We start from the raw sequence: 17,434 nt of genomic DNA, 5'->3' as shown, positions 1-17,434 counted from the left end.
ACTCTGGCGTTATTGGTGCGACCCCGCTACGGTCGTCCCAACTCGGACAAAGACGTCCGGTCGACATCGAGGTCCGGCACAGGCCGTTCGCAAGGAGCCCCCTATGCGCCATCAGCGTCCCAGCACCACGAGACCCGCTCCCGGAAGGCTGCGGGTCGCGGCCGCCGCCGGCGTCGCGGCGGCACTGACCCTCGGCCCGGCCGCGCTCAGCGCGGCCGCCGCCTCGCCGCAGAAGGCACCCGAGCCGCCGTCGGGCACCGTCACCCAGGGTGCCGACGGCGTGAACGGCTTCAAGGCCGTGGGGTACTTCCCCGGCTGGGCGCCCCAGTCGAACGGCTACCAGATGGCCGACCTGGTCCGCACCGGCGCGGTCGAGGACCTGACGCACCTCAACTACGCGTTCGGCAACGTCACGACCGACCTCGTCTGCGACATCTCCGACGCCGTCGGGCCCGAGGGCATCGAGGGCGACCCCGAGGCCGACTACCTCCACCTGGTCTCGGCCGAGGACTCCGTGGACGGCGTCGCCGACACGGCCGGGCAGGCGCTCGCGGGCAACTTCAACCAGCTGCGCAAGCTGAAGGAGGTCGCGCCCGACCTGCAGGTGCTCATCTCCCTCGGCGGCTGGACCTGGTCGGACAACTTCTCCGACGCCGTGTCGACGCCGGAGAACCGCGCCCGCCTCGTCGAGTCCTGCGTGGACCTGTACATCCGCGGCAACCTGCCCGTGTACGGCGCGCAGGGCGGCGAGGGCGCTGCCGCCGGGATCTTCGACGGCATCGACATCGACTGGGAGTGGCCGGGCGCCGACGGCGAGCACCCCTCGCCGCGGCCCGCCGAGGACAAGGAGAACTTCCTCGCGTTCATGGAGCTGCTGCGCGCCGAGCTCGACGCGGCCGAGGCCGAGACCGGCGAGGACTACCTGATCACGGGCTTCGCGCCCGCAGGCTGGTCGCCCCGCACCAACGGCGGCTGGGTGGACCCCCGCCTGTCCGCGGTGGTCGACTTCCTCAACGTGCAGGGCTACGACTACCACGGCACCTGGGTGTCGAACCGGACGGGCCACCAGGGCAACCTGCACAAGTACGAGTGGCCGGACACGCCCGGCACCTGGGCCAACTGGGGCCTCGCCGCCGACGACCTGCTCGGTGCGTACCGCGCCGCCGGCTACCGCGGCGAGCAGATCAACCTCGGCATCGCCGCGTACGGCCAGGGCTGGAGCGGCGTGACCGACCCGACGCCGGGTGCGGCCGCGGGCGCCGCCATCGGGACGCGCAACTACAACCTGCTGCGCTCTGTGGGGGAGGAGTTCTACGACGAGGCCGCCATGGCCGGCTACCGCTACGACGGCAACGAGTGGTGGAGCCTCGACACGCCTCGCTCCGTGACGGACAAGGCCGAGTTCGTGGCCGTCAACGGCTTCGGTGGTGCGTTCTTCTGGGACCTGTCGGGTGACTACGAGAACGAGCTCGGGAACGCGCTGACCGACACGTTCCGGGCCGCGACGCCGGGGCCGCTCGTTGCCGACGGCGGGGCGAACCCCTGGTACGCGACCGGGGTCTACACCCGGGGTGACGTCGTGGCGTTCGACGGCGTGGAGTACAAGGCCAAGTGGTGGACGCGGAACCAGCAGCCGGGTGCTGCTGGCGGGCCGTGGGCTCCGACCGGGACCGTGACGCCCGCGCCCGCGGCTGGGGAGTGCGGGCCGGCGTGGTCCGCGTCGACGGTGTACCGGAAGGGCGCCGTGGTCTCGCGGGCCGGGGTCAGCTACACGGCCATGTGGTACTCGGTCGGGTCGCGGCCCGGCGACGACGTGAAGGGCGCGTGGGACGCGGGAGCGCCCTGCGTGTGAGGTACGTGTGACGCTGCCCGACGCCGGCTTCGGCGTCGGGCAGCGTCGTCTTGCGGTACCGGTGCTGTCTTGTGGTACCGGTGCTACGGGCGGAGCTGGACCGTGAGCCCGGCCGGCTCGCTCGTCTCGCGGCCGTGGGCGTTCGTAGCGGTCGCGCGGACCAGGAGGCCGTCGTCGGTCGGGTTGACGTGGCCGAGGCTCAGGGTCGACGTGGCGCCGTCGACGGCGACCTTGCCGGTGGCGGACTGCCAGGTGGCGCCGCCGTCGGCGGAGGTCTCCCAGAGCACGAGCGGACGCGGCGTGCCCTCGGCCGTGGCCGAGAACGTGGCGACCCGGCCCGGGCGGACGGTGAGGTCCTGCGGGCCGGCGGAGATCGCGGCAGCGCCGACCGTCTGGTCGACGACGGGCCAGCCGTCCTCCCAGCCGAGGCGGTGGAGGCCGAGCGTCGGGAAGAAGGGGATCTCCTCGTTGAGGGCGTCGTAGTAGTGGAAGGCGAGGACGTCGTCGTGCACGGACTGGCCGCCCGGGCCGACCATCGCGCCGTGAGCCTCGAGGATCACGGTGCCGCCGCCGCCGAACATGTCGCGGCCGTCCATGTCGAGGAACGGGCCGGTGACGCTGCGCGAGCGGCCGACGGCCACCTGGTAGGTGCTGTCAGCGCCGCGGCAGCAGAAGTTGAACGAGACGAACATGTAGTACCAGCCGTCGCGCTCGTAGACGTACGGCGCCTCGACGGGGTTGCCCCACATGAAGCGGTCCACGACGTGCTTGGCGTTCTCAAGGGCGTTCGGGGCGAGCTTGCCGCTGGGCCACTCGAGCTCGACCATGAAGATGCCGTACCAGAACGAGCCGATCGCCATGTAGGGCGTGCCGTCGGCGTCCTCGACGATGCCCGCGTCGATCGCGTTGAACGTCTTGTTGTTCTCGATCGAGTTGGGCGACGTGATGACCGGGCCCTGGTCGACCCACTCGTAGTCGGGGTCCTCGGGGTCGAGCGTCGTGTTGGTGGCGAGGGCCGTCACCGAGTTGTTGGTGCCGAAGCGGCTCGCCGAGTAGTAGAGGTAGTACGTGCCGTCGTTCTCGAAGATCTCCGGCGCCCACAGGCTGCCGGGGAGCTCACCGTCGGCGAAGTGCTCGTCGATCCAGGCGGGGATCTGGTCCCAGACCGTGCCCTCGTACTCCCAGGTGGTGCCTTCGTCCTCGGACGCCCAGATCTGGACCGTGCCGCCGTTCTCGCGGTTGACGAGGCCTGTGGAGTAGACGTACCAGGTGCCGTCCTCGTCGTCGACGATGAGGGCCGGGTCGTGGACCGGCGAGGTCTCGCCGGTGATGCTGATGCCGCCGGGGGCGGGGGTGTTGGTGGCGCTCGGCGCCGTCGTGGCGCCGGATGCCGTGGCGCCGGTGGCTGCCGTCGCGCTGACCGCGGGCACCGCCGCGGCGACCAGCAGGACGCCGGTCAGCGCGGCTGCCGCGATCCGGGCGGGGGGACGGGAACGGCTCATGGGTGTTTCCTCTCGATCCACGGCGCGTGGCGCCGGTGTCGTCGTCGACCTGTGTCCCGATCTGTACAACGTTGTAAACCGTGGACGTGCTGACATTAGCCAGCCGGATCCCGGGCGGTCAAGGGGACGATTCGGCGTTGGGGGCCAGGACCAGGTATCCTTCTACGGCCCGGTCAAGCCGGGCGAGGTAGCGTGTCCGAGTGGCCTAAGGAGCACGCCTCGAAAGCGTGTGTGGGTGAAAGTCCACCGTGAGTTCGAATCTCACCGCTACCGCCTGTGCTAGGCGAGCAAGAGCCCTGACCAGCGGAAACGCTGGGCGGGGCTCTTCTCTTGCCCCGAGGTTCGCGTTCACGCCGGTGTCGTCGTCGTCCTGCCGAGCAGCAGGTCGAGCACGGTCCGCAGGTCGGGGCGAGGCTGATCCGGTTGACGTAGTGGCGCCACTGCGGTGCCCTCGTCGGTGTAGCCGAGTAGATCCTTGGCGTCTGCCGCCAAGGTCTCGGCGAAACGAGCGAGGCGACCGTGCGTCGCAGGTCGTGGGCTGCGAGGACATGGCCCGTTCTGTCCCTGGCACGCCGAGCTGTTCCCGCCGACGGCTGGGCGTCCGCTGATCGACAGGAACGCCAGCCGATCCGGACCGCCGTCGAGCCCGAGCTCCGATGCTTCAAAGCGCGGCTACATCACCTCGTATACGCGGACATCTCGGCGCGGATGCCTACCCTGGAGGAGGTTGCCCGGCTGAAGATGGCCCGGCGCGTGCCGGTGATCGAACGCGGCTACGCCGTCCCCGCGAAATGGCGAGCAGTACTGCGAAGTCGATGGACGGCCAGGCCGGCAGGTCGTCCTGTCGTGGGCTGGGCACGCAGATGACGCTGCCCGCATCTGGCATGAGTACCCCGCCCGGCTTGCGATGCCGGTCCAGCTCTTTGTGGATCCCCGGTTCGGTGGTGTCGCGACAGGTCGCGCACTAAATGACCGCCGCAGTCGACTATGCCCGACCCCTTGGCTGTGATCTCCTCTTGATGTCACGGAGACGGACCGAACTGCGATTCTCCTTCACGAACCGATGGACGCGAGAACGATTGCCACCGTTGCCCACCATTACAGCGGCGACCGCCTAGAGTCTGCTTGCGTCTATGCAATCATGGCTGCCTCGGGAGGTGTCTGAGTGATCAAGAGGTTAAGCGATCGTAGAACGCCGCAGGGGCCAGGGCTCAGGTAGTTTGTTGTCATCAAATCCCTAGGAGAATGACAACTCGCTCGGATGTACAGATTGCGGATCGACTCCTCGCTCCAACGCCTTCCTCTCGACACAATCCCTAATTTCGGAACGTGAACGGGGGAGTACGGGAAGCTCGGCCACACGATCATACTCAAGGCGCGAGTGAGCGACTGGTTCGATGACTCCGTCTCCGATGGGCACGAGTATCAATCCCTCAGCAAACCTGTAGTGAGCATCCAGCTCATCGCGAACCACGCGGATCCACTGGTTCAGTTCGCATGTTAGCGCGTCGGCTAGCCACCACGATGTAACCATATTCAGCTGCGTCTGGTGAAATAGTTCGTTGTAGACTATTGAGTCCCAGCGGTTGAGTCGCTTTTCTGATCGAATCAACTTGAGTTGGCCTGAGGGCTCTTGGGGCTCGAAGGCGCTTACGATGTGCTCCGCGAGAATTGCTATCACTCGACGTAGGCGATCGGCAGCAATGGCCATTGCCGGGTAGGCGGATGGCCAATCCTTTGCGAGTAGGAAGCGGCCTACCTGTGTGATCGCGTCATAACGCGCTTGATGTAGGAATGGGATTGGATAGCTGAGTTGCCAGTAGGCCGTAGGCCAATCCGCGAATAGCAGTCTATCGATGCGTTGCACGTCTGCGGCCAGAAGAATCTGCGTCTCGAGTCGATTTGCGTCGTCCAGGGTCAGTGACTCTCGCACCCACTTCTCGTGATCAGCCTTGAGCCTTTCGATTCTTTCAACGGGCCAGTTCTCAGGATCACTCTTGTCGATCACCGTGTGGTGTGTCGGACAAAGGAGGATGAGGTTGAGGTAGGTGTGAACACCATCGTAGTTGGTGTCGTGACGGGGGCCGGTTCGACTTTGGGCTCGGATGTGTGCTTCTTCGCCGACGATCAACCCGGAGCCGATCAGTTCCTGTCGCGTCAGCTCGTCGTTGGTTTGAATTAGTTCCCGCCGGCACGTGGGGAAGGCGCAGCGACTCGCGGAGCGCCCCCATAGTGCTTTCCGATCTACGACTCCGATACTCACGACGTTCCCTCCGATACGTTTGGGACTTAAAACCTAGCGTACATTGACCGGCGGGTGGAACTTCGCGAGCGCCTCCCGCCGAAGGTTTCATCCAGTTTTCGTGACCCCAGATCGACGGCAGCCCTCGGGAAACCTCCGCAGGTGCTGTTGGTGCATCAGTCGCGGTCTCCTCTGCGCTCCGCGTGCCGAACGCGGCGCATCACCCGCTCATCCCGATGGTCGAGACGGCGTGTTCAAGAAGTTCGCACTCCGGCTATCTCACCTAGGCAGGAGGTGTATATGAACCTCCATCTAGGGGTGACAATGCTGAACGTCGCCCGGTAGGTCCGATAGCCGAACGGCTACACATCTACGTACCACCGACACCACGGTTCAGCCGCGGGACACAATCCCCGTGGCGCGCGTCGTGTCGACGATCTGAGTCAGGAGCGTGGTGTTCCGCTTGCCCAACGAGGCCGGCTCACGGTCCCTCAGATCAGGTCCGTGATGTGGCCCGGTGGCAGAGCGTCCCGAGCGCACGGTCTACTCGAAGGGCCAGGGCGGCCACCTGGTCGGCCATTGCCGTCGCGCCGAGTGCTCGGTAAGCCTCCAGCGCCTTGCCCAGTTCCTCGTCCGCGCGCATGAGGCAGCGCTCGACGTCCGCCAGCGCATCGGCCCGGTAGGCCCACGGCGGGTCCTCGAGACGCCGGGCCTCGTGCGCGATCTGCACCGCGTTGGATGCGAGCTGCTCAAGGTTGACGGCCGCAGCCGGCTTGATGCCTTCGAGGTGGTGCACCGCCGCGTTCACGTCGTCGGCGGCGTTCGCCAGCCACCGTGCGGCGTCGGCTCCCTCATCGGGGAATGCCGCACGCCCGTTCTGCCCCAGTCCACGTTCCATCAGTGCCCCCTGTGGTTGTTGCCGATCCAGCGGCCGTCCTCGTCGTACGCATCGGGGTTCTGCTCCCGGTGTGCCGCGTCGGCCTCCTTGCGGACGAGCAGGTAGAGCTCGTTCGCGTTCTGCTGCAGCGCGCGAGCCTGGGCCGCGTGGACCGTGAGCCCATGGAGATCGAGGGTGCGGACCGTGCTGCGCAGGTCGAGCGACGCCCGCGAAAGCAGGTCCCAGGCGAGCGACAAGGCTTCGGCGCGGCCCATCTCAGGTCGCCTGCCCGTGCGGGTGCTTCATCGTCCATCCGTCCTCTCGGCAACTGGCTTGAGCCAGTGGATCCAGGAGACCAGGCTCCGGCTCTTTGGTCAAGAGGTGGCTTGCGCCAGTTCGGTAGAGTCGACGCATGCCCGCGAAGGCCCCCACCCCGAAGGCCGCTGACAAACCGAGCCGTGAGATCGCACGCCTGCTGCGCGACGCGATCAACGGTGGCGAACTGAGTCCAGGCGCCAAGCTCCCCTCGGAGCGCGAGCTCGCCGAGTCCCACGGGGTGGCCCGCAACACCGCGCGGGAAGCCATCCGCCTGCTCACTCAGGAAGGACTCGTCCAGCCTGAGCACGGGCGGGGCGTCTTCGTTCGCGTCAGGCCCAAGCTCATGCGGTTCGGTCGGCGTCGCTACTCCCGAGCGATGCGCCAGTCCGGGCTCTCGCCGTTCCGTGCCGAGGTCATCGCCCAGGGTCGCACCCCCGATACGGAGTGCCGGAGCGTCACCCGCATCTCCGCGCCCGGGGAGGTTGCGGAGCGCCTAGAGATTCCTGCGGGTACGGACGTCGTCCGCCGCGAGAACTGGTACTACGCGGACGGTGAGCCCATGCAGGTCGGCACCACCTACAGCCCGTGGGCGATCGTGGAGGGAAGCCCGATCGCCGACACGAAGAAGATGGGCCACGGCAGCATCTACGGCCGCTTCGAAGAACTGGGCTACCCCATCGCGTACGTCCGCGAGGAGATCAGCGCCCGGATGCCGACCCACGAGGAAGCCGCAGGCCTCAGCCTGCCGGACGGCGTTCCCGTGATCGACCTGTGGCACACAGGCATGGACGACCGGCGTCGGCCCTTCGAGGTCACGCGCTTCGTGATGCGCGCCGACTTCACCGCTCTTGACTACGACATGCCCGTCGAGGACTGACCGGTGCCCCTCGCCATCCGTCACCGCACCGAGGCAGACCTCCCCGTCCTCGCGGAAATCCTCGTCCGTGTCCACGCGCTCGACGGATACCCGGTCGAGGGGGTCGGCGACCCGGAGGCGTGGCTGCGCCACCCTCGCGAGCTGCGAAGCTGGACGGCGGAGGTCGATGGCCGGCTGGTCGGCCAGGTCACGCTCACGAGCGCCACGCCTGACGACGACGCCGCGCGGGTCTGGCGCGAGCGCACCGGCGGGAGCACCAATGAGCTGGCGATCCCGGTCCGGTTGTTCGCCGATCCCCGCCATCGCGGCTCCGGGGCCGGCCGCGCGCTCATGACTGCCGCTGTCGACCACGCCCGAAGACTCGGGCTGGCAGTCGCCTTCGACGTCATGCTGAAGGACCGTGCCGCGGTCGCCCTGTACGAGCGCATGGGCGCGGTTCTGCTCGGCGAGGTTGAGCATGTGCACAGTGGCGGCCTGACGGAGGCGGCAGCGGTCTACAGACTCTAGGAGTTGGTCCGGTGACCAGCAGAAACGCCGGGCCGGTGCTTCCGCCGCCTGTTGCATGTATGCAACGGTGTCGCTGTGCGCGTGTTCGACGACGAGGGTGCAGAGGTCGACTCGACCTTCATGATCGAGGTGCACGGTGACGACCTGTCGCTCGTGGTGGAGAGCCGGGGTGGCACCGTGGGCACTGCCAGCGCGCGGAACACCGAGTACACCCGCGGGTTCACGATCCTGCTCCGCCGGCTGAGCGACCTCGGGGCGACGGTGACCGACGCGGCAGTGGACTCGCGCGGGACGAAGAACGTCGCCTGGAGCGACCGCCGGCTCAGCCCCGTCCCTGCGCGGCTCGGCGAGATCGCGGACATCGACGAGTTGGCCAAGGCTCTGATGCGATCGCAGGGACGGGTCGGTCAGGAGCCCGGAGCCAAGGGCGGCAACACCACGAGGCGGATGCGCCTCCTGCTGGACGTGCCGGGATACACGCCGGACGACGCCACGCGGCTCGAGCGGGACCTCGCCCACGCGCCCGCCCCGGAGCAGCGCAGGCCCGGGCGAGGCCCGGTTCTGGCGAAGCCGAAGGCCGACGACGACCTTCCGGCCACGTACGACGGCCCCACCGATCTCGCCGTCCGGCTGATGCGTCGCGGCGAGCAGCCGATCCTGCGGCGAGGTCTTCTCCAGGGTCGGACCGAGGCGCCCTGTGCCCTCTGCGGTGAGGTGCTGCCGGTGAACGCGCTGTGGGCGGCCCACATCAAGCGTCGGTCGGCCTGCACGGAGGACGAGCGCCGCGACCTGGCCAACGTCGCCATGCTCGCGTGCCTCTTCGGGTGTGACTGGCTGTTCGAGCTGGGGTACATCACGGGTGCAGACGGTCACTACGTGGCGACGGACGAGGCTGTCGCGCCGGCAATCTCCGCGCGCCTTGACTCCCTCGACGGTCGGGCGATCCCAGGATGGGACGGTCGCGCGTCGTACTTCGCCTGGCACCGCGAGCACGTCTTCCGCGGCCGGGGCGCTACAGCGAAGCCAGCCTGATCACCGGAACGCCCACCCCGTCCACCTCGTCACGGCGATGCGGACGACCGGGCCGCGCGGCGGATCGTCGTCGTACTGCGGGTAGCGGCGCACCAGCTGGTCGATCGCCGCCTGCCGGACCGGGCCGTCCTCCTCGACGGTGGCGATCCCGTCCGCGCGAACCCACCAGAGCTGCGACCAGTCGTCGGCGTAGTGGTCGCACAGCGCGGCGACGCGCGGGTTCTCGGCAAGGTTGCGCAGCCGACGGAGGTTCGTCGTGGTCTTGGGCTTCTGGTCGACGGCGATCGAGATGACGTCGTCGGCCAGCGCGAAGACCACGGGCACGACGTGCGGCGCGAGGTCCGCGCCCACCGTCGCGAGATACGCCGAGCGGGCGGCGCCCAGGCGCTCGCGGCACTCGTCAGGATCGAGGCGCACCGGCCCTCCTACCGCGGCGCGTACATGATGACGCCCACCCCGGCCAGGCAGATCAGGGCGCCGACGACGTCCCACCGGTCGGGCCGGAAACCGTCCACGATCATGCCCCACGCCAAGGAGCCCGCCACGAACACGCCGCCGTACGCCGCGAGGATGCGGCCGAAGTTCGCGTCGGGCTGCAGGGTGGCGAAGACCCCGTAGATCCCGAGCGCGATCACTCCGGCGCCGACCCAGAGCCAGCCCTTGTGCTCCCGCAGTCCTTGCCACACCAGCCACGCGCCGCCGATCTCGAACAGCGCGGCGACGACGAACAGGATGATCGAGCGCGTGACCGTCATGGGACAAGGGTGTCAGGAGGTCCGGGCAGGCAGCAGGTCGGCGAGCAGCGGGCCGGCGTCGGGCGGCGCGGTGATGGTGAGGTCGAAGACCGGGCCGCGCAGGTCGAGGCGGAAGGAGTAGAAGGCGCAGCACTCCTGCTCCTGGGCGGCGAGCGCGGTCGTGCGCTCGAGGTCGGCCACGGGGAGGGTTGCGCGGACGCCGCCGGCCACCTCCTCGCGGACCGCGCCCGCGAGGAGGTCCCGCCAGGCGGCGGTCCGTGCGGCGTAGTCGCCGGCGCCGAGGGTGCAGGCGACGGGCGCGTCGGCGACAGGTGCCGAGGCGCCAACCGCGGAGGCGACGGGCGCTCGGTCCGGGCCCGAGGCCGCCGTCGGCCCGTCGCTGTCCAGGTGGACGCACGTGTCGTCGCAGGGCGCGTCCCGCTCGGGGAGGTCGTCGAGCCGGGTGATCGCCTGCGCGAGCGTCTCCTGGAGGGCGACCAGCGCGACGACGCGTTCCCCGACCTGCACGGAACGTTCGACGAGCAGAGACCGGTAGGCGTCCCGCACGCTGTGGCACGGCTCCGACTCCCACGCGGTCACGAGCTCGCGCACCGCGGCCAGCGGAAGGTCGAGGTGGCGCGCCTGGGCGATGAACGCCAGGCGGTCGACGGCGTCGGGGCCGTACGCGCGGTAGCCGTTCCCGGCGCGCGGGGCCGGCAGGAGCCCTTCCTTCTCGTAGTAGCGGAGCGTCGTCGCGGGTATCCCGCTGCGCTGCGCCAGCTCGGAGATCCTCATGGTCTGACGCTAGACCTTGGACCCGGCTCGAAGGTCAAGAGTGGTCGTCCTCGTCCTCGACGAGCTCGCCTTCCCACGCTTCCCGGCCCTCGTGGATCGCGAACGCGGCGATGACGAACCCCGCCACAGGATCCAGCCAGGCGGCGCCTGTCCAGGCGAACAGCAGGAGGCCCGCCAGGGTGGACACGGAAAGGAGGACGCAGATGCGGGTCTCCGCGGCGTCGGCCAGGATCAGCCGGTCGCCGCCGAGCGCGCGTCCCACCCGTTCCTTCGCGGCCGCGAGCAGCGGCATCACGATCAGCGACGCGACGAGGAGGCCGATCGCGAGCGGCGACGTCTCCGGCGTCTCCTGGGTGAGCAGGGCGCGGACGCCCTCCACGGTCACGAAGCCCGCGAGGAGGAAGAACGTGATCGCGACGAGGCGCAGGGTGAGCTTTTCCTTGCGCTCGTCGGGTTCGGCGTCCGGGCCCTGGCGCAGGCGCGCCGCCAGGCGCAGCCCGACCAGCACGGCCGAGATGGACTCGATCGCTGAGTCGATGCCGAACCCGACCACGGAGACGAGTCCTGCCATGACACCGGCGGTGATGGCGACGGCGCCCTCGACGACGTTGTAGCCGACCGTCACCTGAGCCAGGCGCAACCCGCGCCGGGTCAGCCGATCGGTCTCGACCGACGTGGGGTTGCTCATGACGCCGCGCTCCCGTCCACCCCGTACACCGGGCAGAGGACGACGGCGTCGCCGGTGAGGCCGAGCAGCCGCTCCGCCGCGGCGAGGAGCTCGAGCGTGGCCTCCGGGTGCGACAGCGAGTACACCGACGCGCGTCCCTGCGGCCGTGAGTCGACGAGTCCGCAGTCGCGGAGACAGGCCAGGTGCTGCGAGACGGTCGACTGGGCCAGCCCGAGGTGCTGGGTCAGGTCGACGACGCGGTGCTCACCCAGGGCGAGGTGGCGCAGGATCCCGAGCCGGGCGGGTTCGGAGAAGCCGTGGAAGAGGCAGGCGGCGGCCTCCATGGCTCTGGCATCGGCAGGGGACTCTGTCATCGTCACAGAGCGATGCTAGCCCAGGGTCAGAGCCGCCGTGAACTCAGTGCCGCCGTGAACACCAGGACGCGCGAATCGTCGGTGACTGGGTCGTCGTGCCATCCGCCGGCGACGTGCGTCTCGGCGAAGCCCGCTGCCGCCAACGCCGCGCGGAGCGTGATCTCGTCGCGGAAGTGCAGCACGGTCGTATAGACGCGGTCCTCGCCGCTCGGGAGCTCGTTGTGCGCGTCGAACACCACTCGGCTGTCGGTTGCTGAGGCCACCTCGATCCACTCGCGGAGGAGGCCGAGGCTCGTCATCCGCTCGCCGTAGGTTGCGTCGCGGGTCCACCGCTCCCACTCCCGATAGGCGGGGTTCCGTGTCTCGAACGCGAGGACGCCGCCCGGGCGGAGGCTCCGGGCGACGGCGTCCAGCGCCCGGGGCAGGTCGTCCGGGCCGATGTGCATGATCGCGTTCCCGGTGCAGACCACCAGGTCGGCACTGTTGTGGGGCGCGGCGGCGTTGCCAGGGGCGGCGGCGTGGCCGGGGCCGGCCGCGTCGGGGAGGGCGGAGGCGTCGCCGAGGATCCAGGTGACCTTGTCTGCGCCCGGCTGTGCCCGGGCGTGGTCCAGCATGGTGTGGCTCGGGTCGACGCCGACCACCCGCCGTCCCTCGGTGGCGAGAGCCCGGGTGAGCAGGCCGGTGCCGCAGCCGAGGTCGAGGATCGTCCGGGCGCCCAGGGTGTCCGCGAGGGCCCGGTAGAAGGCGTGGTCAGGTCCGGCCGGGTTGTCGAGGTCGTAGAGCGTGACGAGGTCGGGGTCGCCGTAGGGGTCGTGATCAGGCATGAACGCGAGGCTACGGGGGGATGAGGTTGGCGGCTCGGTCATTTGGGGCGTCGGCCTCGCGGCGCATCCGGTGCACGACGGCGGCGCTCGCCTTCCACGGTCGTCCCGCCTCTGGCAGGTGGCTCGCGAGGCGGGGCGTTCGTGTGGGTGGCTCGTTCTACCGTGGGGTTCGGGTCGGGCGGGCAATGTCGGTCGCGGGCTGCCCGAGGTTTCTTGAGTGGCTGTGACCTGGCCCTCCAAGGGTTATCCACAGACTCGTGGTTCGGGTCGCGGTTCTGGGCCCGCTCGATAGAATAGAACTCATGTTCGAGTCGTCGGGTGGTGCGCGTGCAGGGCAGGCCGGAGCCGGTCTGCCGCATGGTTGCGCCCTCGGCGTGATGCCGGACGTGTCCTGGGTTCCGGGTCCGGGTGTGGCGAGCGGTGTGACCGTCACGGCGACGCTGCACGCGCCCGCGGCGGGTGCAGACGGCCGGTCGACTGTGTCCACACCCCTGTCGACGCTGCCTTCCTCGAACGTGCCCGCAGTGTCGGCGGCAGACGCCGCGCCGACAGACGCCGCGCCGACAGACGCCGCGCCGACAGTCGCGGCGGTTGCCGGGTGGGACGCCGCGGGGCTGGAGGGGCTGCTCGCGGGGGTGGTGCCGGGTCCGGGGTTGGCGGGCTTGCTCGCCGGGGTAGATCTGGCCGACGCGGGTGACAGTGTGCTGGTCGAGGTCGTCGCTGCGGGGGCGCGGCTGGCGGCGTGGGTCGCGTCGGTTCAGGCGCAGGCGGCCGGTGAGCTCGCGGCGCGGCGGGCGTGGTCCGCAGAGCGTGAGCACCTGGGTGAGGAGCTGGGCCTGGTCGTGGGTCATGCCGGGCACGTGGGCCGCACCCTGGTCGCTCGCGGCCAAGCCCTGGGCGACCTGCCCGAGACGCGTGACGCCCTGCGCGCTGGGGTGGTCGACGTGGCCAAGGTCGACGTGCTGGCGTTCGCCGGGGTGTTCGCCCACCCCCAGGCCCGCCGCGCGGCCACCGTACGGGTCCTGCCCGACGCACCCAGGCTGGGGCTACGGGCCCTCCGCCGGCGGATGCTGGCCGAAGCCGTCACCGCCTGCCCCCAGGGAGTCGAGACCAACCGGAAGGCCGCCGTGGAGCAGCGGTACGTGCGTCTGGAACCGGTGGAGAACTCCATGGCCTACCTGACCGCCTATCTGCCCGCCGAGGAGGCCGTGGCGGTCTGGGCCGTCGTGGACGACGCCGCCCACCAGATCTCCCGTACCCCGGGCGAAGCCAGGACCCTGGCCCAGGCCCGCGCCGACGTCCTGGTCGCCCTGAGCACCGGCAACGTCCTCCCCGCCACCACCAGCGACACCGACAACGACACCGACACCGCGACCCGCCCCACCGCGACAGCACCGACCCCGACAGCAACGACCCCGACAGCACCGACCCCGACAGCACCGACCCCGACAGCACCGACCCCGACAGCACCGACCCCGACAGCAACGACCCCGACAGCACCGGACGGCACCCCGTTGTCGTCGTCGGCGGTGCTGGCGGGCTCAGCCGCCCCCGGCGGGGCCGGCGCGGGTGGTGCGGGGGCGGGCGGGTCGTGCACGTCGTGCGGGGCGCCGGTCGGTGGGGCGGGGTTCGTGCTACGCGTCGTGCCCACCCGACCCCTGGTCCGCCTCACCTTCGCCGCGAGCACCCTGCTCGGCCTGGACGACGGACCCGGACAGCTGACCGGGTATGGGCCCGTCCCGGCCGACCTGGCCCGGACCCTGGCCCAGGACGCAACCTGGCAGCGGCTGCTGACCGACCCCGCCACCGGGATCCTGACCGACTACTCCACCACGACCTACACCCCCGGCCCTGCCCTCCGCCGAGCCGTCCAGACCCGCGACCAGATCTGCACCTTCCCCGGCTGCGACCAGCCCGCCGAACACTGCGACCTCGACCACATCAACCCCTACAACCACCAACCCACCAGCAGACGACCAGACGGCAGCAGGCCAGCAGGCGGGAGCGGACGAGCAGACGCGGACGACACGACCGAGCCCGGGCAGACCCGCGCGACCAACCTGCACGCCCTGTGCCGGCGACACCACCGCGCCAAGACCCACGGCGGCTGGCGCGTCACCCGCGACCCGGACACCGGCCGGACGACCTGGACCTCACCCACAGGCCGCACCTACACCATCCCGCTCACCCCGACCGACCCCACCCACCACCACCAGAACGCCCAACCCGGACCACCCGACCGCCCTGGCCAGTCTCAGCAGTCCGGCGACCCCGTTCAGTCCACCGAGCCCGGCGAACCCGAGCAGCCCGGCGAACCGGCCGCATCCGACACGCACCCACCGGACAACGACCCCAGCGGACCCCTCGACCACAGCGGCCCCCTCGACCCCGGCGCCCCACCCTTCTGAGCTAACCGGCCTTCCCGCGCAGCGCAGCCAGCACAATGTCCACCGCCTCCTGCGGGGTGTCGGCGGTGGGTGGGGCGTCGGGCAGGGGCTGGCCGTCCGCGCCGCGCAGGTGCCAACCGCCGACGGTCACCACCGGGATCCCGCGGCGCATCGCAAGCCCCACCTCGCTCAGCGTTCCCCAGGACCCGCCCACGACGATCATCGCCTGCCCCGACGCCACGACGATGGCGTTCCGTCCCTCGCCCATACCCGTCGGAACCACCACGTCGACGTACGGGTTCGCCTCGGTCGGCGTCGCCGCGGCGAGGATCCCGAGCGTCGTCCCACCAGCGTCGCGCGCCCCCGCGCACGCGGCCTCCATCACCCCGGGCCCGCCGCCGGTCACCACCACTGCCCCTGCCAGGGCGAGGAGCCGGCCCACGGCGTAGGCATTGTCGTGGTCCTGCTGGGGCCCGTTGCGCGGTCCGGAGACGGTGATCTGCACAGTCATGCCACGATCCTCACCGGCCGCCAGCCCGCTCGCGCGGCCGGAAGCGCCCCCCGCCGCCCAGACGACCGACGCCGGCCGGTCACCTCCGTAAGGAGGCAACCGACCGGCGTCGGACAGAGCGGGCAGAGCAGGCGAGCAGGCAGAGCGGGGGGCAACCCGTCAGCCACGCCCCCGGACCAGGTCCACCTGGAACAGCGTCGTGGTGCCGGACACCTCGTTGGCCACGGCGAGGAGCGGCTTGTGCGTCGGCGAGTCGGACGCCGGGATGAACGCGAGGCCCTCGGGGCCGAGGTCGCCGGCGGCGGACAGCGCGGCGGACGTGTCGTCCGCGTCCTCGACCGACACGGAGTAGTCGCGGTTCGACACGTAGGTCACGAGCTCGGACTGCGCGGGCGAGCTGATGTCGTAGACGACGACACCGGAAGCGCGCTCCAGGCCGATGAACGCGTACGTCCGTCCGCCGACGGACCCGATCGCGAGGTTCTCCGGCTCGGGACCCTTGTCGTCGGACCGGCCCTCGAAGTTGGTCTCGGTGTGGTTCGTGTTGAACGCGTCGCCGAGCGCGGCGGAGGTGATCTCCTCGAGCTCGGTGCCGGAGTCGAAGACGAGCTCGCCGTCGGTGGTCCAGATGGAGAACGACCGGCTGCCGAAGGAGTACAGCTCCTCGTAGCAGGTGCCGTCGTCGGACAGGCCGGACGCCGTGGTGACGTTCAGACGGCCGAGGTCGGCGTCGCCGAGCAGGCCGGCGGCCGGCGAGCCGGCGCAGACGGGCGGGACGCCCTTCTTGCCGAGGCTCTTCACACGCACAGGCTCTGCGTAGTCGCCCCACTCGCGGGCGTCGCCCTCGTTGGCGGACACGAGGTAGGTCTCTCCGCGCACGCTGTAGGCGGTGAGGCCGTCCGGCATGTAGAGGCCCTGGACGGGCACCTCGCGGATCGCGGCGACGCCGTCCTTGTCGGACGGGTCGATGCCCTGCCCCACCACGGAGTGGTCCTTCGCGCCGAGCGACCGGATCGCGGTCACCGTGGCGGACGCGAGGTCCACCTCGGCCACCGCGTTCGCCTCCTGCAGCGCCACGTAGGCGGTGCCGGAGTGCTTGTCGACGGCGACGTACTCCGGCTCGAGGTTCCGCGAGACGCGGTACGTGAGCGAGCCGTCGGGCGCGGCCACGTCCGGCCCGAACACGCGCACACCCTCGGGCAGCGCGTCGCCCTCGAAGGCGTGGAAGTCGGCGGTCCGCACGGCGGACTGGGCAGGCGCGGCGACGCGGTGCGCCAGCGCCACGACGGACACGGTGCCCTCAGGGTCCACGGTGAAGTCGTCGTCAGGCTCGCCCTCGTTCGCGACGACGGCGGTGCGGCCGTCGGGCGTGACCGTCACCATGTCGGGCAGCGCGCCCACGCGGACGGCGCCCAGCGCCGCGCCGTCCCCGGCCGCGTCGAAGAAGACGAGCCAGCCCTGCGAGACCTTGTCGGGGGACTCGACGGCCACGATGGTGAGCCCGTCCGAGCGGACGGCGACGGAGTTGGCGACGGCGCCGTCGGGCACCACCGAGCCGTCGGCGGCGGGCACGCCGGTGGTCTGCAGCGCGAACAGACGGGCGGGGGCCGTCACGTCGGACACGTCGAGGACGGTCACCTCACCCGCCTGCGCGTTCACGGAGAAGAGGCGCTCGCTCCGGGCGTGGTAGGCGACGACCTCGGCGGACGACTCGTCGAACACGCCGGTGGAGTAGGAGCCGAGGGGGCGCAGCGCCAGACCGGCCCGGTCGGCGGAGTAGGTGACGGGGTCGGCGACGACGCCGGCGCCGGGGATGAACGCGCCGCCCGCGGCGGGGGCGGCGGGCAGGGCAGTCGCCGCGGGCAGGGCGAAGGCGCCCAGCACGAGGCCGCCGGCGCACGCGCTCACGGCGAGGAGGTTCAGAGAGCGGGACAT

Annotated in this window: 17 protein-coding genes and 1 tRNA gene; 5 read left to right on the top strand and 13 right to left on the bottom strand. The window is 70.4% G+C overall.

The window, feature by feature from the left end; translation table 11 throughout:
- Positions 1-103: 103 nt before the first annotated feature.
- The gene (locus tag D1350_RS20385; protein WP_125777885.1) at positions 104-1,852 is read left to right on the top strand and encodes a glycosyl hydrolase family 18 protein; all 1,749 of its coding nucleotides are present in this window, start codon (positions 104-106) and stop codon (positions 1,850-1,852) included.
- Positions 1,853-1,935: 83 nt separating this feature from the next.
- Here the strand turns inward: D1350_RS20385 and D1350_RS20380 are convergent, their stop codons facing one another.
- A complete protein-coding gene (locus tag D1350_RS20380; protein ID WP_125777884.1) occupies positions 1,936-3,354 on the bottom strand; it encodes a glycoside hydrolase family 43 protein in 1,419 nt (472 codons plus the stop codon).
- A gap of 186 nt (positions 3,355-3,540) precedes the next feature.
- Here D1350_RS20380 and D1350_RS20375 point away from each other — a divergent pair.
- Positions 3,541-3,627 (top strand) — tRNA-Ser (locus D1350_RS20375).
- Between the two features lie 964 nt (positions 3,628-4,591).
- On the opposite strand, the gene D1350_RS20370 is transcribed toward D1350_RS20375, so the two are convergent.
- The 3 genes from D1350_RS20370 to D1350_RS20360 form a co-directional block, all read right to left on the bottom strand.
- A complete protein-coding gene (locus D1350_RS20370) occupies positions 4,592-5,617 on the bottom strand; it encodes an HNH endonuclease (RefSeq protein WP_125777883.1) in 1,026 nt (341 codons plus the stop codon).
- A gap of 475 nt (positions 5,618-6,092) precedes the next feature.
- A complete protein-coding gene (locus tag D1350_RS20365) occupies positions 6,093-6,494 on the bottom strand; it encodes a hypothetical protein (protein WP_125777882.1) in 402 nt (133 codons plus the stop codon).
- The gene (locus D1350_RS20360; protein WP_125777881.1) at positions 6,494-6,748 is read right to left on the bottom strand and encodes a hypothetical protein; all 255 of its coding nucleotides are present in this window, start codon (positions 6,746-6,748) and stop codon (positions 6,494-6,496) included. Before D1350_RS20360 ends, D1350_RS20365 begins: the two co-directional genes overlap by 1 nt.
- Positions 6,749-6,885: 137 nt before the next feature.
- Between D1350_RS20360 and D1350_RS20355 the strand changes: the two genes are divergently transcribed.
- The 3 genes from D1350_RS20355 (at position 6,886) to D1350_RS20345 (ending at position 9,207) form a co-directional block, all read left to right on the top strand.
- Positions 6,886-7,668, top strand: a complete 783-nt coding sequence (locus D1350_RS20355; RefSeq protein ID WP_125777880.1) for a GntR family transcriptional regulator — start codon at positions 6,886-6,888, stop codon at positions 7,666-7,668.
- A gap of 3 nt (positions 7,669-7,671) precedes the next feature.
- Positions 7,672-8,175, top strand: coding sequence for a GNAT family N-acetyltransferase (locus D1350_RS20350; protein ID WP_125777879.1), 504 nt, complete (start codon positions 7,672-7,674; stop codon positions 8,173-8,175).
- A gap of 75 nt (positions 8,176-8,250) precedes the next feature.
- On the top strand, positions 8,251-9,207 hold the full coding sequence (locus D1350_RS20345) for a hypothetical protein (RefSeq protein ID WP_125777878.1): 957 nt from the start codon (positions 8,251-8,253) through the stop codon (positions 9,205-9,207).
- On the opposite strand, the gene D1350_RS20340 is transcribed toward D1350_RS20345, so the two are convergent.
- From D1350_RS20340 to D1350_RS20295, 9 genes are all read right to left on the bottom strand, one after another.
- Positions 9,208-9,624, bottom strand: a complete 417-nt coding sequence (locus D1350_RS20340; RefSeq protein WP_125777877.1) for a TIGR03668 family PPOX class F420-dependent oxidoreductase — start codon at positions 9,622-9,624, stop codon at positions 9,208-9,210.
- Positions 9,625-9,632: 8 nt separating this feature from the next.
- Positions 9,633-9,962, bottom strand: coding sequence for a YnfA family protein (locus D1350_RS20335; protein WP_125777876.1), 330 nt, complete (start codon positions 9,960-9,962; stop codon positions 9,633-9,635).
- 12 nt (positions 9,963-9,974) lie between these two features.
- Complete coding sequence (locus D1350_RS20330) at positions 9,975-10,736, bottom strand: MerR family transcriptional regulator (protein WP_125777875.1); 762 nt, start codon at positions 10,734-10,736, stop codon at positions 9,975-9,977.
- 34 nt (positions 10,737-10,770) lie between these two features.
- A complete protein-coding gene (locus tag D1350_RS20325; RefSeq protein ID WP_125777874.1) occupies positions 10,771-11,424 on the bottom strand; it encodes a cation diffusion facilitator family transporter in 654 nt (217 codons plus the stop codon).
- Positions 11,421-11,777: an ArsR/SmtB family transcription factor gene (locus D1350_RS20320; RefSeq protein WP_125777938.1), complete on the bottom strand. Its 357-nt coding sequence runs from the start codon at positions 11,775-11,777 to the stop codon at positions 11,421-11,423. The genes D1350_RS20325 and D1350_RS20320 overlap by 4 nt, the downstream gene beginning before the upstream one ends.
- A 26-nt stretch (positions 11,778-11,803) precedes the next feature.
- On the bottom strand, positions 11,804-12,601 hold the full coding sequence (locus D1350_RS20315) for a class I SAM-dependent methyltransferase (RefSeq protein WP_125777873.1): 798 nt from the start codon (positions 12,599-12,601) through the stop codon (positions 11,804-11,806).
- Positions 12,602-13,684: 1,083 nt separating this feature from the next.
- Positions 13,685-14,056 (bottom strand): hypothetical protein, encoded by a 372-nt coding sequence (locus D1350_RS24955; RefSeq protein ID WP_420807831.1) that lies wholly within the window; start codon positions 14,054-14,056, stop codon positions 13,685-13,687.
- Positions 14,057-15,010: 954 nt separating this feature from the next.
- The gene (locus D1350_RS20300; protein ID WP_125777872.1) at positions 15,011-15,499 is read right to left on the bottom strand and encodes a TIGR00725 family protein; all 489 of its coding nucleotides are present in this window, start codon (positions 15,497-15,499) and stop codon (positions 15,011-15,013) included.
- Between the two features lie 159 nt (positions 15,500-15,658).
- A complete protein-coding gene (locus D1350_RS20295) occupies positions 15,659-17,434 on the bottom strand; it encodes a choice-of-anchor I family protein (RefSeq protein ID WP_125777871.1) in 1,776 nt (591 codons plus the stop codon).

The organism is Antribacter gilvus, from assembly GCF_003946865.1.
GTDB classification, from domain to species: domain Bacteria; phylum Actinomycetota; class Actinomycetes; order Actinomycetales; family Cellulomonadaceae; genus Antribacter; species Antribacter gilvus.
Note: the sequence above shows the minus strand (reverse complement) of the source record. Positions and strands in the feature narration are given on the sequence as shown.

Bases quoted from the DNA above. Each gene is read 5' to 3' on its own strand.
- D1350_RS20385 (WP_125777885.1), top strand. From the start codon at position 104: ATGCGCCATCAGCGTCCCAGCACCACGAGACCCGCTCCCGGAAGGCTG.
- D1350_RS20380 (WP_125777884.1), bottom strand. From the start codon at position 3,354: ATGAGCCGTTCCCGTCCCCCCGCCCGGATCGCGGCAGCCGCGCTGACC.
- D1350_RS20365 (WP_125777882.1), bottom strand. From the start codon at position 6,494: ATGGAACGTGGACTGGGGCAGAACGGGCGTGCGGCATTCCCCGATGAG.
- D1350_RS20360 (WP_125777881.1), bottom strand. From the start codon at position 6,748: ATGGGCCGCGCCGAAGCCTTGTCGCTCGCCTGGGACCTGCTTTCGCGG.
- D1350_RS20355 (WP_125777880.1), top strand. From the start codon at position 6,886: ATGCCCGCGAAGGCCCCCACCCCGAAGGCCGCTGACAAACCGAGCCGT.
- D1350_RS20335 (WP_125777876.1), bottom strand. From the start codon at position 9,962: ATGACGGTCACGCGCTCGATCATCCTGTTCGTCGTCGCCGCGCTGTTC.
- D1350_RS20330 (WP_125777875.1), bottom strand. From the start codon at position 10,736: ATGAGGATCTCCGAGCTGGCGCAGCGCAGCGGGATACCCGCGACGACG.
- D1350_RS20325 (WP_125777874.1), bottom strand. From the start codon at position 11,424: ATGAGCAACCCCACGTCGGTCGAGACCGATCGGCTGACCCGGCGCGGG.
- D1350_RS20320 (WP_125777938.1), bottom strand. From the start codon at position 11,777: ATGACAGAGTCCCCTGCCGATGCCAGAGCCATGGAGGCCGCCGCCTGC.
- D1350_RS20315 (WP_125777873.1), bottom strand. From the start codon at position 12,601: ATGCCTGATCACGACCCCTACGGCGACCCCGACCTCGTCACGCTCTAC.
- D1350_RS20300 (WP_125777872.1), bottom strand. From the start codon at position 15,499: ATGACTGTGCAGATCACCGTCTCCGGACCGCGCAACGGGCCCCAGCAG.
- D1350_RS20295 (WP_125777871.1), bottom strand. From the start codon at position 17,434: ATGTCCCGCTCTCTGAACCTCCTCGCCGTGAGCGCGTGCGCCGGCGGC.